The sequence below is a fragment of the Candidatus Poribacteria bacterium genome (assembly GCA_016866785.1).
Lineage (GTDB): Bacteria > Poribacteria > WGA-4E.
Map to the genome: position 1 here is coordinate 1 of VGLH01000088.1, position 16,997 is coordinate 16,997.

At 67.2% G+C, this 16,997-nt stretch carries 14 protein-coding genes; 9 read left to right on the plus strand and 5 right to left on the minus strand.

Annotation, left to right across the window (positions count from 1 at the left end; genetic code table 11):
- Nucleotides 1-800: 800 nt before the first annotated feature.
- The 4 genes from FJZ36_12870 to FJZ36_12885 all read right to left on the minus strand — a co-directional run bounded on the left by FJZ36_12870 (nucleotide 801) and on the right by FJZ36_12885 (nucleotide 4,849).
- Nucleotides 801-2,453 (minus strand): CRTAC1 family protein, encoded by a 1,653-nt coding sequence (locus FJZ36_12870; GenBank protein ID MBM3215797.1) that lies wholly within the window; start codon nucleotides 2,451-2,453, stop codon nucleotides 801-803.
- Nucleotides 2,450-3,262 (minus strand): formylglycine-generating enzyme family protein, encoded by an 813-nt coding sequence (locus tag FJZ36_12875; GenBank protein MBM3215798.1) that lies wholly within the window; start codon nucleotides 3,260-3,262, stop codon nucleotides 2,450-2,452. Before FJZ36_12875 ends, FJZ36_12870 begins: the two co-directional genes overlap by 4 nt.
- Complete coding sequence (locus tag FJZ36_12880; GenBank protein MBM3215799.1) at nucleotides 3,240-4,370, minus strand: tetratricopeptide repeat protein; 1,131 nt, start codon at nucleotides 4,368-4,370, stop codon at nucleotides 3,240-3,242. The genes FJZ36_12875 and FJZ36_12880 overlap by 23 nt, the downstream gene beginning before the upstream one ends.
- 209 nt (nucleotides 4,371-4,579) lie before the next feature.
- Nucleotides 4,580-4,849 (minus strand): hypothetical protein, encoded by a 270-nt coding sequence (locus FJZ36_12885; protein ID MBM3215800.1) that lies wholly within the window; start codon nucleotides 4,847-4,849, stop codon nucleotides 4,580-4,582.
- Nucleotides 4,850-4,911: 62 nt separating this feature from the next.
- On the opposite strand from FJZ36_12885, the gene FJZ36_12890 reads away from it, so the two are divergent.
- From FJZ36_12890 to FJZ36_12930, 9 genes are all read left to right on the plus strand, one after another.
- The gene (locus tag FJZ36_12890; GenBank protein MBM3215801.1) at nucleotides 4,912-5,946 is read left to right on the plus strand and encodes a zinc-binding dehydrogenase; all 1,035 of its coding nucleotides are present in this window, start codon (nucleotides 4,912-4,914) and stop codon (nucleotides 5,944-5,946) included.
- 9 nt (nucleotides 5,947-5,955) lie between these two features.
- Nucleotides 5,956-6,669 carry a D-arabino 3-hexulose 6-phosphate aldehyde lyase gene (locus FJZ36_12895; GenBank protein MBM3215802.1) on the plus strand — a complete coding sequence of 238 codons (714 nt, stop codon included), beginning with the start codon at nucleotides 5,956-5,958 and terminating at the stop codon, nucleotides 6,667-6,669.
- Between the two features lie 97 nt (nucleotides 6,670-6,766).
- A complete protein-coding gene (locus FJZ36_12900; GenBank protein ID MBM3215803.1) occupies nucleotides 6,767-8,695 on the plus strand; it encodes a hypothetical protein in 1,929 nt (642 codons plus the stop codon).
- 281 nt (nucleotides 8,696-8,976) lie between these two features.
- The gene (locus tag FJZ36_12905; protein MBM3215804.1) at nucleotides 8,977-9,858 is read left to right on the plus strand and encodes a YicC family protein; all 882 of its coding nucleotides are present in this window, start codon (nucleotides 8,977-8,979) and stop codon (nucleotides 9,856-9,858) included.
- A gap of 30 nt (nucleotides 9,859-9,888) precedes the next feature.
- Nucleotides 9,889-10,515 (plus strand): guanylate kinase, encoded by a 627-nt coding sequence (locus FJZ36_12910; GenBank protein MBM3215805.1) that lies wholly within the window; start codon nucleotides 9,889-9,891, stop codon nucleotides 10,513-10,515.
- A gap of 43 nt (nucleotides 10,516-10,558) precedes the next feature.
- Nucleotides 10,559-11,032, plus strand: a complete 474-nt coding sequence (gene rpoZ, locus FJZ36_12915; protein MBM3215806.1) for a DNA-directed RNA polymerase subunit omega — start codon at nucleotides 10,559-10,561, stop codon at nucleotides 11,030-11,032.
- 42 nt (nucleotides 11,033-11,074) lie between these two features.
- A complete protein-coding gene (coaBC, locus tag FJZ36_12920) occupies nucleotides 11,075-12,292 on the plus strand; it encodes a bifunctional phosphopantothenoylcysteine decarboxylase/phosphopantothenate--cysteine ligase CoaBC (GenBank protein ID MBM3215807.1) in 1,218 nt (405 codons plus the stop codon).
- A 39-nt stretch (nucleotides 12,293-12,331) separates the two neighbouring features.
- Entirely contained in the window at nucleotides 12,332-14,515 is a 2,184-nt protein-coding gene (locus FJZ36_12925) for a hypothetical protein (protein ID MBM3215808.1), read from the plus strand.
- A gap of 23 nt (nucleotides 14,516-14,538) precedes the next feature.
- Entirely contained in the window at nucleotides 14,539-15,495 is a 957-nt protein-coding gene (locus FJZ36_12930) for a hypothetical protein (protein ID MBM3215809.1), read from the plus strand.
- A gap of 59 nt (nucleotides 15,496-15,554) precedes the next feature.
- Here FJZ36_12930 and FJZ36_12935 read toward each other — a convergent pair.
- Nucleotides 15,555-16,997: DUF4976 domain-containing protein (locus FJZ36_12935; protein MBM3215810.1), on the minus strand; the 1,443-nt coding region annotated here is incomplete at its 5' end.

Consider the following 16,997-nt stretch of genomic DNA (forward strand, 5'->3'; position numbering starts at 1 on the left):
CGGGCGACCACTTCGGCGAATACATCCATCCGGAGCGCGGGTTGATCGACGCGCACGGGCTGACCGACACGAACTGGGCGGCGCTCGCGGCAGACGTCGGCGACCCCGACCAGCAAGCCAGCGCGTGGGAGCGGGTCCGCGACGAAGCCGGCTTCTACTATGGCGGCGTCCCGACCGGCATCGCGACGCGCCCGGATTCCTACGAGGAGTGGGAGTTCACCCATTCCGGCCACCGGCACGACCTCGCCGCGATGGGGCGCGTCTGGTATGTCGAGTGCTGGGCGCGGGCGCGCATGGCCGACGGCAAGGGCATCGCCGCGTCGCTCCAGCGCGTCGCTCGGATCGGGGAGGACAACGGCTACTACTGGCGCGAGCGCTACCATCCCCCGGACGGAACGCCCGCCGGACCCAACACCTACTGCGAGTACCCCGCGAACCTCATCCGGATCGTCCACCGGTTCCTGCTCGGAACGCAGCTCGAACTGGATGGCTCGCTGATCCTCAAGCCGAACGTCCCGTCGTCGTTTTGGGCAGCCGGGTTCGGACAGTCCATCGTCTGGCGGGACCGGAAGCTCGACTACCGCATGGCGCGCTCCGGCATCGAAGGGCAGTACGCTGGGAAGTCTGCGCAGCGGCTCCGCGTGCGCCTCGAGCGCGGGATCGACTCGAAGCCCTACGTGCTTGCCATCGAGGGCAGGCAGCCTGCGCCGCCGCGCGTCGAAGGCGGCTGCCTGGTCCTCGACCTGCCGCCGTCCACCGAGTCCGCCGCGTTCTCCTGCGCGCCGCTGCGTCCCTGACGGCTACTCCGGTTCCACGACGACGATCTCGCGGTTCGCCGGAAGGTCCTGGAGAATCTGGACGCCGCCGCTACCCCACCGCACCTCCAGCCGGTCGATTCTGTCAGCGCCGCCGAGTCCGAAGTGGAGCCGGGCGTCCGAGGCGCTCAGGTAGCTGGAACCCGTCTTGACCTCCTGGGCGTCCATGCGGTCCCCGGCCGTGACGGAGACGCGCGCGCCGATCCCGTCCCGGGCGCTTCCGCGACCCTCCAGGCGCACCCGCGCCCAGTTCCCGCCGCGCGGCGAGTCGTTCCGCAGAAGAACCGGCGCGCCCCCCGACGTTGTCACGACGACGTCCACATCGCCGTCGTTGTCGTAGTCGGCGAAGGCGGCTCCGCGCGACGCTCCTCGCCGGGCGAAGTACTCCCCCGCCTCCGCCGAGGCGTCTTGGAACAACCCGCCGCCCAGACTGCGGAACACCTGATCGCGTTGGGCGTAGGTCAGCGTGTCGGATGTCTGCTCCACGTTGTCGAGGATATGTCCGTTCGCCACGAAGAGATCGCGCCAGCCGTCGTTGTCGAAGTCGGCGAACCCGGTCCCGAATCCGACGTGCAGGTAGCTCTCGTTCGCCAGATGGGCAGCGTAGGTCGCATCCACGAACGACCCATCGCCCAGGTTCCGGTAGAGCGCGTTCGTCTCGTAGCAGAGGTTCGTGACGAAAAGGTCGATCCGCCCATCGCCGTCCACGTCGGACGCATCGACGCCCATGCCCGCCTGCGCGACGCCGTCTCCGCTGAACGCGCAGCCTGCGAGCAGCGCGGTCTCCGTGAAAGTGCCGTCCCGGTTGTTGATGAAGAGGTAGTTGGGTGTGTCGTCGTTGGCGATGTAGAGGTCGGGATAGCCGTCGTCCGTCACGTCGGCGGCGACGACGCCCAGCCCCTTGCCGTCGAACATCCCGCCGAGGTCCACGGCTCCGGCGGGCTTCGTCGCGTCGGTGAAGGTTCCGTCGCCGTTGTTCCGGTAGAGCCGATCCGGCTCGCCCTCGAAGTGGCGCGGATGGCAGTAGGTCCGCACCCCCTGCTCGACGCACGGCGGGTAGGACGCGTTCAGGTCATAGACGACGTAGTGACAGACGTAGAGGTCGAGATGACCGTCCCGGTCATAGTCGAACCACGCCGCGCTGGAGCTCCAGCCGGAGTCCTCGACGCCCGCTTGCGCCGTCGCGTCTGAGAACGTCCCGTCTCCGTCGTTGCGGTAGAGCGTATTCCGCCCATAGCAGGTGACGTAGAGGTCGGGATCGCCGTCGTTGTCGTAATCGCCGACGGCGCAACCCATCCCGTAGCCGGCGCGTCCGCCCACTCCGGCGGAAGCCGTTACGTCCTCGAACGTCCCGTCGCCTCGGTTCCTGTAAAGGGCGTTCGGCGCGGTGGACGATCCGAGCGCGTCCAGATCGCCGCCGTTCACGAAGAAGAGATCGGGGAGCCCGTCCCCGTCGTAGTCGATCCATGCGACGCCGGAGCCGAGCGTTTCGGGGAGCCGCCGCGCTTCCGAGCGGTCGCTGGTGTGCGTGAAGCCGATCCCGGCGTCAGCGGTGACGTCCGTGAATCGGATGGCGGGTTCCGCCTGACTAAGGCTCGACACGAGGCACACGGCGAGGATCGCCCATCGACGGGTCATGTGCCGTCCCGCGCGACGCGGAACCCCGTGAAGCTCGTCGCGACGCCGGGGCGCTGCGTGTATCGGCGCGTGACGCCGCCGTTCTCCGGCGGGTCCGTCCACGATCCTCCCCGCACGGCGCGCCAGGTTCCCGTCGCGGGACCCTTGGGATCGATGTCGCCTGACGCGCGGTAGTACGTCTCCGAGTACCAGTCCGCCGTCCACTCGCGGACGTTGCCGATCATGTCGAGCGCGCCGTAAGGGCTGGCGCCGGTGACGAACCGTCCGACCGGCATCGGTGTGGAACCGTCGCGCAACAGATTCGCGTGGAGCGTCGCCGTGCCGATGCGCCCATCGAAGGCGTTTCCCCATGACCACAGCCGACCGTCGGTTCCGCGAGCTGCCTTCTCCCATTCGGCTTCGGTGGGCAGGCGCATCCCCAGCCACGCGGCGTAGGCGGCGGCGTCGAACCACGTGACGCCGACGACGGGATGATCGGGCTTCGCCGCCACCGTCCGCGTCCAGGCGGCGACGCGATCCTCGTCCGTGAAGTTGAGAGGCGTGTGGCGGCTGGACGCTCCCCCGTCGGCGAGCCAGAAGGCGTGGTATTGGGCGTTGGTCGTCTCGGTCACGGCGATGGAGAACGCGGGGAGTGTGACGGCCCGGGCGGGGCTCTCGTCGGAGCCCCATTCGTCGGTGCCCATCAGGAACTCGCCAGCCGGAACCGGAACCAGCTCTAGCCTCGGAACAGACGGTTCTTCCGCGACGCCCCCTGCGAGCAACAGGAAGGACAGCGCCAACGCGCCGCTATGGGGAGACCAGCTTCTCAAACGCTCGGCGCTCCTGTTCCGCCTGCTCCGTCATGCCCGCCTGCTCGTACGCCTCCGCCAGGTTGGCGCGGAAACCGGGTTCATTGGGCTTCAGCCGCACGGCTTGGGAGAACTCGGCGGCTGCGCGCTTCGGCTGCTTCGCCTTCAGGTAGGCGGCTCCGAGGCTGTTCCGGTATTCGGGGACGTTCGGGAACCGCGTGACGAGCCAGCGGAACTGGACCAACGCCGATTCGGCGCTGCCGCCCTGCAGGAGCGCGTATCCAAGCGCCTCACGCGGAGAGGGATCGTCCGGCGACGCGGCGACGCAGTGCGCGAACGCGTTGGCGGCGCGCGTCCAGCTCGCGCGTCCGAGGTATCGCATTCCAAGCCGGAACCACGAGTCCAAGTCGGTCGGGTCCGCCCGGACGAAGCCGGTCAGGATGATGATCTCGTCGTCCTCGCGGCTTGTCTCGCGGAACGATTCGAGGACGGGAGCCGCGTCGGCTGTCCGACCCAGACGGCGCAGGACGTTCCCCAGCCCGATGAGCGCGGGGGCATGGCGCGGGTCCAACTCCAACGCGGCGCGAAACTCCCCGGCAGCTTCTTCAAGCCTGCCCGCCGAAGCCAGCGCCTGCGCGAAGATCGTCTGCGTCGGCGCATCCCACGCCCCGTTGATACCCTCGGCGACGAGGACGGCAAGCGCGCGTTCCGGCTGACCCAACCGAACCCATGCCTGAGCCAGGAGACGCGCGGCTCGGACGTTCGCCGGATCGTGTCGCAGGGCGTCTTCGAGCGGCTCGACCGCCGACGCCGGGTCGCCCAGCCCGATCAGCCGGGCTTCTCCCAGACGGACGGCGGCTTCCACGTGGGTCGGATCGGATTCGACGGCGCGCTGGAGGAGCTCGGCGCAGCGAGACCACTTGCCCTGACGGCTGAGAAGCATCGCCAGGTCGAAGTCGGCGTCCGGGTGCAGCGGAACCTCGTCGACGATGGCTTCCAGCGCCGTCTCGGCGGCGGCGATGTCTCCGTGGGCAATGGCGATCAGGCTGCGGTCGTACAGTCGGGCGGCGTGGTCGTCGATGGACGACGGCTGGACGGCGAACATGAGACCCAGAACGATTCCGATCACGCCCAGACCCCACCGATCCTGGCGCCGTTCGGATTCATCCTAGCCGTGAGTCACGATGTCAGGAGGGTTCGCTCGAGATACACCACGGTCGAACCGGACTCCAAACGTCCGCGCGCGCCTCCTCGATCCTTGCGCAGGCGTCGTCCGCCGAGCGCTTGGGCATGTTAGCAGGGGTGGAACGAGCGATCAAGAGCCTTCCTCGCGCCAAGCTACTTGTGGATCACCATCCGGCGGGTCTCGCGGAAGGAGCCGGCGCGGAGCTCGTAGAAGTAGACGCCGCTCGCGACGCGTTCCCCGAGCTGGTTCGTGCCATCCCATCGAGCCGCGCGCCCGCGTTCTCCTGCGCACCGCTGCGTCCCTGAGCTCGACCAGGCATCCGAACCCCCTCCCGCAAGGGATAGGGAACCCCTCCGCCAAGCCCTGGCGAGAGTCGGGGCGCACGCGACGCCAGCGTTGACAGAGCGCGGTTGCCGACGCATCGCCCTGTGCTAGAATGACCGCGCCGAACCAGACACCCACCGGATGAGGAGCGCCAGGGCGGATGAAAGCTGTCGTCAAGTACGGGCTGAAGGACAAGAACGTCGAACTCCGCGAAGTGCCGGAGCCGAGTATCGGGCCCACCGACGTGCTCCTCGAAGTCGGCGCCGCCGGCGTCTGTGGCAGCGATATCGAGTTCTGGCGCAACAAGATCACCTACCCGATCAACGTCCCGGTCATCCAGGGACATGAGTTCTGCGGCACGATCCGCGAGGTGGGGAGCGACGTCCGCGCCTATCGTCCCGGCGAGCGGGTCGTCAGCGAGACGTCGGCGGTCATCTGCGGCGTCTGCCGGTTCTGCCGCGCCGGCGAGTACAACCTCTGCCCCGACCGCAAGGGCTTCGGATACGGCGTCGATGGCGCGTTCACGCGCTACGTCCGCGTGCCGCAGCGCTGCCTGCACCGCATTCCCGAAGGCGTCCCCTTCGAGCACGCCGCCCTGACGGAACCCATCGCCGTCGCCTACAACGCCCTGTGCGTCAAGAGCGAGATCGTCCCCGGCGAGACGGTCGTCGTGCTGGGACCCGGACCCATCGGGCTCTTCTCGGCGCAGATCGCCAAGATCCGCGGAGCGCGCGTCATCGTCAGCGGGCTGAGCATCGACGCGCGTCGTCTGGCAGCGGCGGAGGAAATCGGCTTCGACGCCGTCATCGACTCCGAGAAGCACTACCTCGTCGCCGTCGTCTTGGGGCGCACGGGCGGCGATGGCGCGTCGCTCGTCGTCGATGCCGCCGGAGGCAACGGCGCGATCGCCCAGGCGGTCGAGATGGTCCGGCGCAACGGGCAGATCACCAAGATCGCGTGGAACCGCGACCCGCTGGGCATCAGCCTCGATCCCATCGTCGCCAAGGCGGTGCGGCTCCAAGGAACCTACAGCCACACGTGGCAGACGTGGGAGAACGTCCTGTCGCTGCTCGAAACGGGCGCGGTCAACATGAAGGCGATGGTTACCCACATCCTGCCGATCACCGAGTGGGAGCACGCCTTCGAAGCCGCCGAAGAGCGCCACGCCGTCAAAGCCGTTCTGCATCCAGCCTGAGGAACCCCGATGCCCATCTCCCGACCCTACCGCGTCACGGAGCCGATCACGCAGGTATCGCTCGATCTGACGACCATCGACGAGGCGATGTCGTTCGCCCGCGTTGCCGTCGCCGCCGGAGTCGATTGGCTGGAAGCGGGGACGCCGCTCATCCTCGGCGAGGGGCTCCACGCGGTCCAAGCGCTCCACGACGCGTTCCCGAACCATCCGATCATCGCCGACCTCAAGACGATGGACGGCGGCTACCTCGAAGCGGAGATGATGGCGAAGGCGGGCGCGTCGTGGGTCGTCGTCATGGGCGTTTCGGAGCCGGCGACGATCCGCGCGGTCGTGAAGGCGGGAGCCGAATACGGCATCGGCGTCATGGGCGACATCATGGCGGCGGCGGACCCCGTGCAGTGCGCCGTTGACATGGAACGCCTCGGCGTCGACGTCATCCTCGTTCACACGAGCTACGACGCCCGCAAAGAGAAGCCGATGTCGCCGCTGGATCATCTGGAGGACGTGTTCAACGCCGTGACGATCCCGATCCAGGCGGTCGGCGGATTGAGCGTCGAGCAGGCGATCACGATGCCGACGCTGGGGGCTCCGCTCGTCGTCCTCGGCGCGCCGCTGGTCATCGACGCCCACGAGTTCCGGCCGTCCGACACGGACGACGAGCTCGAACGCATCCTTCGGAGCGTCGTCACGCGGATCAAGACCCAGCCGATTCGCCGCCGATAGCGCGACGACGCTCCCGAACGCGGCAGAACCCATCGACCGCTCGCCGGCTCCCACCATGCCGAGCGGATTCCAGCCGCCGCGTCCACAAGGAGCCGGGATGACACGAAAAGCCAAGACGACCCCATCATCGGAACCCGCCGTCACGGCGCGCGCCGTCGTTTTCGGGTTCCTGCTGATGCCGCTGATGGTCTACTGGCTGGTGCAGATGGAGGTGGTGCGCTACACCCACCCGACGCTCGTCCATCCCCTTTCGAACGTCGTCTTCGTTCTCTTCTGCATGATCGCCGCCAACGGCGCGCTTCGCCGCGTCCGCGTCCGATGGGCGTTCTCCGCCGGCGAGCTGATGACCGTCTACGTCATGCTGGGCGTGCTCTCAGCGCTTTGCACGCACGATCTGCTCGAAATCCTGATGACGATCCTCGCCTACCCCTACCGGTTCGCCACGCCGGAGAACGAGTGGCGCGAGCTCATCCTGCCGCACATCCCGCGATGGCTGACCGTCTGGGACCCGAAGGCGGTGGGCGGGTTCTACGACGGCAAGGGCTCCTTCTTCGAGAAGGGCGCCCTGCTGGCGTGGGCGGCTCCTCTGGCGTGGTGGCTCGCGTTCGTGTTCGCGCTGTTCGCGACGCTCATCTGCATCAACTCGCTCCTGCGGCGACAGTGGATCGAGCATGAGCGGCTCTCCTACCCGATCATCCAGCTTCCGCTCGAAATGACGCTTGACGGCGCGCGGTTCTTCCGCTCGCCGGTCATGTGGATCGGCTTCGGCGTCGCGTCGGCAATCAGCGTGCTGAACCTGCTGAACTCGATCTTCCCGCAGGTGCCCTACGTGCCCGTGAAGCGTATGCGGATCGACACGCTGCTGGGGCTCCAGAGCATCGGGGCGGTGCAGTCGGCGTTCTACCCGTTCGCGGTCGGCATCTCGTTTCTGATTCCGCTCGATCTGCTGCTGTCCGGCTGGGTGTTCTACTGGGTCTACAAGGCGGAGATTGCCGTCGGGGCGGCGTTTGGGCTGAACAAGCTGCCGGGGTATCCGTTCGGCGATCAGCAGGGGTTCGGGGCGTACATGGCGCTGCTGGGGTTCGCGCTGTGGACGGCGAGGGGTCACCTGGCGCGCGCCGTCCGCTCGGCGATCCGCGGGCAGTCGGACGATACGGAGCGCGGCGAGGCGATGTCGCACCGCGCGGCGTTCGTCGGAATCGCGCTCGGGATGGCGTATCTGGGCGTCTTCTCGGTCGTCGCGGGGATGTCGATGTGGGTGTTCGCGCTCTTCTTCGCGATGTACTTCGCGCTGGGGACGATGATCGCCCGCATGCGCGCGGAGCTGGGGTTCCTCGTCCACGACCTGCACAACATCGAGCCGCAGGGCTTGCTGATCGACCTGTTCGGAACGCGGCGGCTGGGACCTCGGAACCTGGGCATCTTCGCGCTCTACAACTTCTTCAATCGCGCCTATCGGGCGCATCCGGCTCCGCTCCAGCTCGAGGCATTCAAGATCGCCGAACGGACGCGCGCGCACCCGCGCCGGTTCGTCTGGCTCATCCTCGCCTCAACGCTCGTGGGGAGCGTCGTCACGGTCGTCATGGTGGGCGAGCAGTACTACCGCCACGGCGCGGACACGGGGCACTATGGGCCCTGGGCGCTGGGATTCGGACGCGATCTGTATGGGCAGCTCGAGCGCTGGCTGGCGTTCCCGACGGAAACGGACGCGCTCGCGGCGGCGGCGATGGTCGTGGGATTCGCCGCGTCGGCGGGGATGATGCTCGCGCGTTCGACGTTCCTGGGATGGCCCCTGCATCCGCTGGGCTATGCGATGGCGAACAGTTGGGGCATGTATAACCTGTGGTGCCCACTGTTCGTCGCGTGGCTGTGCAAGTTCGTCATCCTGAAGCACAGCGGGCTGAAAGCCTATCGCCGGGCGATTCCGTTCTTTCTGGGCATGGCGCTGGGGGATTACGTGTTGGGCTATTCCTGGAGTCTGGCGAGCGTCGCGTTCGACCGGCCGCTGTATCAGTTCTGGCCCTAGTGCTGAATGGATGGCGTCCCGTCGAAAGAAAGGGAGCGGTCGATGAAAATGATCGGCTAGCCGACTCATCCGGCGCACGGAAGCCCATACGAAGAGCGTGGCGATGCTGCGTGGCTCACTCGCTCTGGTGAGCCTGTATCTAGCCTGGGCGCAATACCGACTGCTATAGGCGATTCCCGGTTGTTGACGCCCCGTGCTCCCCACGGCTATACTTGTATCTTGCGGTAGTATGCCGACGGGCGGCGAAGCCGTGCTCCTCAACCGAAGAGAGTCCTCGCGCGATGCGCAGCATGACCGGTTTCGGACGGAGCGTCGCGGCGACGGACGCGGGCACGATCACGGTCGAGATGAAGGCGGTCAACCACCGTTACTGCCAAGTGTCGCTCCGACTGCCGCCCAAGCTGAGCGCGTTCGAGCCGCAGGCGACTTCCCTGATTCGACAGTGCGCGGACCGTGGACACATCTCGGCGTCTGTCGACTATGCGGCGACGGGTTCGGGACGGGCGGCGACCCTCGCGGTCGATGTCGATCTGGCGCGTGCTTACGCGCAGCGCGCTCGTGAAGTGCTTCGCAGCGTCGGCGTCGAGGACTCGATTCCCGCAGCGTCCGTGTTGACGTTCCCCGGCGTCATTTCGACGGCAGAACCGGAACGAGACGCGGAAGCCCTCTGGAAGCTGCTGGAAAAAGGTTTGCAGGGCGCGTGGGACGAGGTCGTCGCCATGCGCGAGCGCGAAGGCGACCAGCTCCGCCGCGAGATGACGGACCGGCTCGCGTCGATCGGCGAGATCGCGGTTGAGCTTCGGGCGACCGTTCCCGACCTCGTCGAGCACTACCGAGAGCGGCTGACCAAGCGCATCAAGGACCTGACCCGCGACGGACATGACGTCGACGAGTCGCGGGTGGTTCTCGAAGCCGGGCTCCTCGCCGACCGCTCCGACGTGACGGAAGAGCTCACGCGGCTCGACAGCCACATGGAGCAACTGCGCGATTGCTTGAACAGCCCGGATGCCGTCGGCCGGCAAATGGACTTTCTCCTTCAGGAGATGAACCGCGAGGCGAACACGATCTCGTCGAAAGTGCCGAATGCGAACGCGGTAGCGCTCTGCGTCCGCATGAAGACAGAGATCGAACGCTTGCGGGAACAGGCGCAGAACGTCGAGTAACGGCGGGTTCGGTCGGTTCAGGACGCGTCCATGGCAGATCGTTCGATCGACCGTCCCTTGCTGATCGTGGTGTCGGGCCCCTCGGGCTCCGGCAAGACATCGGTCGTCGAGGCGTTGCGTCGGAAGCGCGACATCCGCATGTCGGTGTCTGCGACAACTCGGCTCCCGCGAACCGGTGAGACAGACGGCGAATCGTACCACTTCTTGAGCGTCGAGGAGTTCCGGCGGCGCATCGCCGAAGACGCGTTCGCCGAATGGGCCCAGTACCGAGACAACTACTACGGCACGCTGCGATCCACCGTCGAGGAAGCCCTCGCGGAGGGTCAGGACCTGCTGCTCGAAATCGACGTGCAGGGCGCGAGCCAGATCCGCGCGCGCTACCGAGACGCCGTTCTGGTGTTCGTTCTGCCTCCGAGCCGCGCCGACCTGGAGGCGAGGCTCACGCGGAGAGGAACCGAAGACGACGAGGTCCGAGCGAAGCGATTGGAAGCCGCTGCCGAGGAGGTCCAGCGGGCAGACATCTACGACTACGCTATCATCAACCGCGAATCAGGAATCGACGCAGCCGCCGAAACGCTGGCGGCGATCATTGAGGCGGAGCGGCATCGCCTGACCGTAGAACACGACTCCACGCTGAAACGCTGGCTGAACGACTGAACCGGCGCGGCTCTCGCAACGAGAGCCGAGAACAGGGAGACCGATGGAAGAACTGAACGATCACGACGTCGACGTGGACCAGACCCTCGCGGAAGCCGAAGCTCTCGAAGAGGACGCCGAGGAGCCCGCTCCTCCGTTGCCCGCGACGAGACGCTATCGCCCGCCTGCTACCGAGTTCGAGATCCTCGTCGAGGACGTCGAGCGGCGCGTGACCAACAAGTACCTGGCGGTCAACATCGCCGCCCGAAGGGCCCGCGAGCTCAACGAGCTCGAACTCCCCTTCGGCGATCATGCCCGATCCGCTCGCAAGCCGACCACGCAGGCGCTTGTCGAACTCGTCGAAGGACGGCTCGACTTTGAGGTCATCGGCGTACGCCCCGCGTTGGGCGATACCGATGCCGACCTGGAAGCCGACGCCGAAGAGGACGTCGCCGCGATCTTCGAGGAGTTCGAAGAGTCCGCCGATCTCGATATCGACATCGGCGGCGATGACTACGACGACGGCGACGATACCTAGCTTCGTTCGCCGCCGTCGCCGCATCGATGGGGACGAGCCGCGATGCCACTCGAAGGCGTCAACATCCTGTATGGCGTGACGGGGAGCATCGCGGCGTACAAAGCGGCGGAGCTCACCAGCCTGCTGCGGAAAGCCGGCGCGGACGTCCACGTCGTCATGACGCCCAACGCGTCGCGGTTCATCGCCCCCCTGACGCTCGCCACGCTCTCGCGGAACCCCGTCCACACGGACACGTTCGACATCTCCGGCTGGAAGCCCGAGCACACCACGCTCGCCGATGCGGCGCAGCTCCTGGTCGTGGCGCCAGCCACCGCGAACGCCATCGCCAAGTTCGCGTGCGGCATCGCGGACGACCTGCTCTCGACCCTATTCCTCGCCGCCCGCTGCCCGACGCTCATCGCCCCTGCGATGAACTCCGCGATGTACGATCATCCGGCAGTCGTCCGGAACATTCGGACGCTGACGGAGCGTGGCGCAGTCTTCTCGGGACCGGACTACGGCATGCTCGCCGACGGCTACGAGGGACGCGGCAGGCTCCGCGATGTGCCCGAGCTCTTCCGCGAGATCGAGGAGCTCTGGAACCAGACGGCGGAATCGACCGCGCGTGACCTCGCCGGACGGCGCGTCGTCGTCACGGCGGGACCGACCCGCGAGTACCTCGATCCGGTGCGGTTCATCAGCAACCGCTCGTCCGGCAAGATGGGCTACGCCCTCGCCGAAGCCGCCGAAAAGCGCGGCGCGGACGTCACACTGGTCAGCGGACCTGCGCATCTCGACGCCCCGGCGCGCGTACGCCGGATCGACGTGGGAACCGCCGCCGAGATGCTCCAAGCGGCGAGACAGGCAGCAGAGAACGCGGACATCGTCATCTTCGCCGCCGCCGTCGCCGATTACACGCCGGAGACCGTCTCCGACGCGAAGATCAAGAAGTCAGACGATGCGCTGACGTTGCGCCTCGTCCAAACGACCGACATCTCCGCTGATATCGGCGGCGAGAAAGGGAACCGCGTCCTGGTCGGTTTCGCCGCCGAGACGAACGACGGGATCGCCAACGCGACGCGGAAGCTCCGCGAGAAGAACCTCGACCTGATCGTTCTGAACGACGTGACCCAGCCAGGAGCCGGTTTCGACGCCGACACGAACATCGTCACGTTCATCGACGGCGAGTCGGAGCCGAAATCCCTGCCGATGCTGCCCAAGTCGCAGGTCGCGCATCGCATCCTCGACGCCGTCGCACGTCTCCTGGAGGCTCGGCGCTGAGGCGTGGAAAGAGCGCAGCGACATAGGCGCGCTCGAACGATGGCGTTCAGCCTGCTGGCGGCACTGATCCTGCTGGCAGGGATCGGCTGCCGCGACCGCGCGGCTCCGCCGCCGAACGGCTCCACGCCAGCCGGAGCGCCGGCAGCGACGCCCAAGCCGCTCGATCCTTCCCTCCGCAAGCCCGCGGCTCCGACGGACTGGCCCCTCTACCTGCGCGATCTGTCCAGGTCGGGAACCGCAGCGGTCGATGGACCCGCGCCGCCCCTCAAAATCCGATGGACGTACCAGACCTCCGCGCCGATCACGGCGAGCCCCATCGTCATCGGGGATGTCGTCTACTTCGGATCGACGGATGGGCGGTTCTACGCCGTCGGCGCGACCTCCTGGGGCGCGCGGTGGCGGTTCCGCGCAGAAGCTCCGATCCAGCAAGCTGCCGCCTATGTCGATGGCGTGATCGTCTTCGCCGATTCCAAGGCGAACGCGTATGGGCTCGCCGCCGAGACCGGCGAGATGCTCTGGCGAGCGGTTCTGCCGGGATGGACCGTGTCGCCGCCTGTCGCCGGCGACGGGCTCGCGTGGTTTGGCGTCCATCCCAGCGACATCGTCTCGCTCGACCCCTCGTCGGGAGCCGTCGTTTCCCGAGCCAGCCAACGCGCGACCATCGGCGGCGTCGCTTACGGAACGGACAAGGGGGAGCTCGCCCCGCTGGCAGCGTCGACCGCCAATCCGCCCACCGGCTCGGACCTGCCCTACACGAAGTCGATGCCCGTCCGCGCGGGCGACCTGACCTACGCCGCGTTCCAAGACGGTTCCATGCGAGTCCATCGGGGCGCGACGCCCGTCTGGAACGGTTCGGTCGGGATCGGGACCGACGGCACTCCCGCTATTGCCCACGGAACCATCTATCTGCCGTCGCTGGATGGACAGCTCTACGCGCTGGACGGTCGAGGCGGCGCGTCGACGCCCAACGGCGACGATTTCCTGACAATCGTCGCGTGGGAGTCCGCGACGCGAACGTCGCCGCGTTCCAACGCCTCGCCGGGTCCGCTCTTGAACGACCGCAGCGTCTGGGAGCTCGCCGCGACCAGCGGCGGATGGGCGGCGGTGCGCCTTCCGACCGGCGCGGAAGCCTGGGTTCCACCTGGGGACTGGGCGCGGCTCCGGCGGGAAGGGAAGAAATCGCCGGTGCTCATCCACGTCGGGAAATCACGCGTCGCGACGACGTGGGAACTGCCGGCGGGCGGCGACAAACCCATTTGGTCGCCCAACGGCGGCAGCATCGCCTTCTTTCTACGCTCCACGACAGGTGGTCAGTTCTGGCGCGCCTCCGAGGTGGCGACGGTCTCCGCTCGCACGGGAGTCGTCCGATCCATCGCCCAGGGCACGTTCTACAACCCGAACCTGTCCTGGTCGCGCGACTCGAAGACGCTGGCGCTGGAGACCTACTCGTCGCAGGAGTCGGCGGTGTGGGTCGTCGGCGCGAGCGGCGACGACATGAAGCGCCTCTCCGAAGGAGACGCTCCGGCGTGGTCGCCCGCAGCGAACCAGCTCGCGTTTCTGCGGCGTGGTCCGTCGGCGGACGAGCTCTGGCGGATGGACGCCGCCGGGTCAAACCCGGTTCGCATCGGTCAGCTTCCGGTACGGGGCTACTCCGGGCAGTTCGCCTACTTGCCGCCGCCCGTCTGGGACCCCAAAGGGATCAGCATTGCGGTCGGAGCGGACGCGCGGTACTATGAGGACAGGCGCGCGCGTCTTGTCGTCCTGGGAACCACGGAGAATGCGCTCGCGTCCGTCGTGCAGACTCCGGCTGAGAAGTTCCGCCTTCTTTCATGGTCTCCCGACCGGCAGAAGATCGCCTGCGTCCTCACGGGGCATCTGGGAGGGAGCGCCGCCGACCCGCTCGATCAGCGCGTCTACGTCTACTGGGTCGACGGAAAGACGCCGCCCTTCAGCGTTCCCCATACATTGGCGACGTGGGTCGATGCGGACACGCTGGCATATGTCGAGCTCGCCGCGACGCGCGCCCAACTCTCGCGAGTGTGGCTGATGCAAGTCTCGACCCGCGCTCGGACGTTGATTCTAGAGGCGGAAGTCCCGATCACCGGGATGCAGTGGGTCGAGAGCCAACGCGCCCTGAGCCTGTGGAGCACCGTGGAGCCCATCGTGGCGGGTAGGAAGCAGGCGGCGCAGACGCGCGGGTGGCTCGTGCGCCTGACGCGATAGGCACGTCGGAACGGAGCCCCATCGTGGGCAGACAGGTCCTGCGAACCCTCGCCCTAGCCATCGGCGGAGCTTCGCTGCTCATCTGGGCGCTCAGCGCCGTCGTTGCGCAAGATGGCGACCAGGTGAATCGCTTCATCGACCAGATGCCCGCCCCAGCCCGGAAAGCCGTCGAAGCCGTTCTGCGCGAAAATGGTGTGACCCTCGACGATGTTCGGTCGAACCCGGCGCTCGCCGCCAAACTGATGTCGTCTCCCGAGATTCGCCAGCGCATCGAACAGGCGATGGCGGGCGTCATGCCGAAGTCGCCTGCGAGCAGCCCTGCGAAGAAGGAAGCCTCCAAGAGCGAGAACGCCGGGAATGGCAAGAAGCCGTCCGAGGCTCCTGCGAAGCCGGGCGCGGGTCCGCCGATGCCGCCTGTGCAGTTCGGTCCCGGCGTGCCGGAACACTACCGCGCAATCGGCAATCTGAACGTCTTTCGTCGGCTCGGGTGGGCTCCGCCGGGTCCGCAGAACCCGTTCACGCTGGTCGGGATCGTCGAATCCGGCTCCAAAAAGCGTGCGCTCTTGGGGAAGCAAGGCTCGCAGGGCTCCGTCTATGTCGCCGCCGGAGAAGACGCCGGGAACGGCTACCGGGTCGCCCGGATCGACTCGAACGCGGTCGTGATGCAGGGGAACGGTCTGCCGGAGCTGCGGTTGGAACTGGATATCGCCGCCGTCGCATCGACAGGAGGCGGCGCGCCGCCTCCCACCCAGCAGGGACCCGCCCCCGCCGCGATGTCGAGTGTCAAGAAGCCCGGTGGGAACCCGGGCAGATGGTATCCCAACAAGGGAGCCCCCTTGCAGGACGTCATCATGGGCATCCTGAAAAAGGAGGGCTTGACGATGCAGCAGGTCGAGAACGACAAGGCACTGCAAGAGAAGCTGCGGGACAAGTACAGCTACCTCGAAGAAGAAGGCTACGCGAAGTTCCCGCGCGACTGACGCCCGCCCAAAGACCTCGTTCTCGCTGTCTGCGACTGCGCGCCGAGGATGGGATGCCGTTAGGTATCCTCCGACCGGAACCCGACCATGGGTCCGAACGGCGCGAAGCTGACGGTGGGATAGGGGTTCCCGATCAGATCGTCCTCCTGAGCCGCGAAGCGCCACAGCCGCGCCGACAGCGATCGGACGACATCTGCCAACTCCGGGTCGTCGATCCGGTTCCGCATCTCGTGCGGGTCGTTCTCCAGGTCGTAGAGCTCGTCGAAGTCGAAGCCGTTGTAGACGTACTTCCACCGCTTCGTCTGGACGACGCGCTGGGAGTAATAGAGCTCCACCCCGTCGAACTGCGAGTAGAAGGCGTCGCGCCAGTCCGATGGCGTTTCGCCGCGCAGGAAGGGGACGAGGCTGTTCCCGCTGTACGAGTGCGCTGGCGGATCGGAACCGGCGAGCTCCACGAACGTCGGCGCGAAATCTGCCATCGAGATGAACTCGTCCACTTCCCTGCCCGGTGACGCGATGCCGTTGCGCCAGCGCATGACGAGCGGAATCCGATACGTCTCATCGAACGCCGCGACTCCCTTGAGGTAGAGCCCGTGCGCTCCCACGCAGTCGCCGTGGTCGGACGTGTAGACGACGAGCGTGTCGTCCGCCATGCCGCTGGCTTCGAGCGCGTCGAGGGTTATTCCCAGCAGGTCGTCCTGCATCGTGCAGAACCCCCAGTAGTGGGCGATGGACTCGCGCACTTCGTCGTCGGAGAGCTGCGACCAGAATCGCCGCTGCCGCTGGTAGACGCGCGGCTTGTCCTCCATCGCGTCGGCGTAGTTGGGCGGGAGCTCCACGTCGGCGGGGTCATACATGCGGGCGTAATGCTCCGGCACGATGTAGGGGTCGTGGGGTCCGATGGTCCCGACATAGAGGCACCACGGCTGGTCCGACTCCGACAGCGATTCGATGCCGCGGACCGCCTCGTGGACGACGCGCAGATCGCCGGGGTGGTAGGGGTCCGTGTCCGGTCTCGGCGCGGACGTGCCGTAGAGCCGGAAGTCGCCCCATCCCTCCCGCCGAAGCGTTCCACGCGCGCGGGCTCCCTGCGAGGGCGTCTCGCGGCGGGCGCGCTCCTTCCAGTCGGCGAAGTGGAGCCCGTGATGGGTTCCCTTGCCCGCCGTGACGAGCAGTTCCTCCCATCCTCGGTCGCACGGGTTCTCAGTCGTCGTCACGTGCCACTTCCCACTGTAGAGCATCCGGTACCCGGACGCGGCGAGGCTCTCTCCGAACGTCGAGACGCCCTCGTTGAGGACCGTGTGAATCGCGGCGCGGTTCATGATGTTGTTGTGGATGCCGTGGCGACTCGGATAGAGCCCCGTCATGAACGACGCGCGCGACGGACAGCAATGCGCCGTCACCGTGTAGGCGCGGTTGAACCGGAGCCCTTCGCTCGCCAGACGTTCGGCGTTGGGCATCCGGCAGGGATGGTCCGGCTCCACCGTCATCGCTTGCTGCTG

Excerpts from the sequence above, each read along its gene's own strand:
- FJZ36_12870 (MBM3215797.1), bottom strand. The coding sequence starts at position 2,453 with ATGACCCGTCGATGGGCGATCCTCGCCGTGTGCCTCGTGTCGAGCCTT.
- FJZ36_12885 (MBM3215800.1), bottom strand. The coding sequence starts at position 4,849 with ATGCGTCGGCAACCGCGCTCTGTCAACGCTGGCGTCGCGTGCGCCCCG.
- FJZ36_12890 (MBM3215801.1), top strand. The coding sequence starts at position 4,912 with ATGAAAGCTGTCGTCAAGTACGGGCTGAAGGACAAGAACGTCGAACTC.
- FJZ36_12895 (MBM3215802.1), top strand. The coding sequence starts at position 5,956 with ATGCCCATCTCCCGACCCTACCGCGTCACGGAGCCGATCACGCAGGTA.
- FJZ36_12900 (MBM3215803.1), top strand. The coding sequence starts at position 6,767 with ATGACACGAAAAGCCAAGACGACCCCATCATCGGAACCCGCCGTCACG.
- FJZ36_12905 (MBM3215804.1), top strand. The coding sequence starts at position 8,977 with ATGCGCAGCATGACCGGTTTCGGACGGAGCGTCGCGGCGACGGACGCG.
- FJZ36_12910 (MBM3215805.1), top strand. The coding sequence starts at position 9,889 with ATGGCAGATCGTTCGATCGACCGTCCCTTGCTGATCGTGGTGTCGGGC.
- rpoZ (MBM3215806.1), top strand. The coding sequence starts at position 10,559 with ATGGAAGAACTGAACGATCACGACGTCGACGTGGACCAGACCCTCGCG.
- coaBC (MBM3215807.1), top strand. The coding sequence starts at position 11,075 with ATGCCACTCGAAGGCGTCAACATCCTGTATGGCGTGACGGGGAGCATC.
- FJZ36_12925 (MBM3215808.1), top strand. The coding sequence starts at position 12,332 with ATGGCGTTCAGCCTGCTGGCGGCACTGATCCTGCTGGCAGGGATCGGC.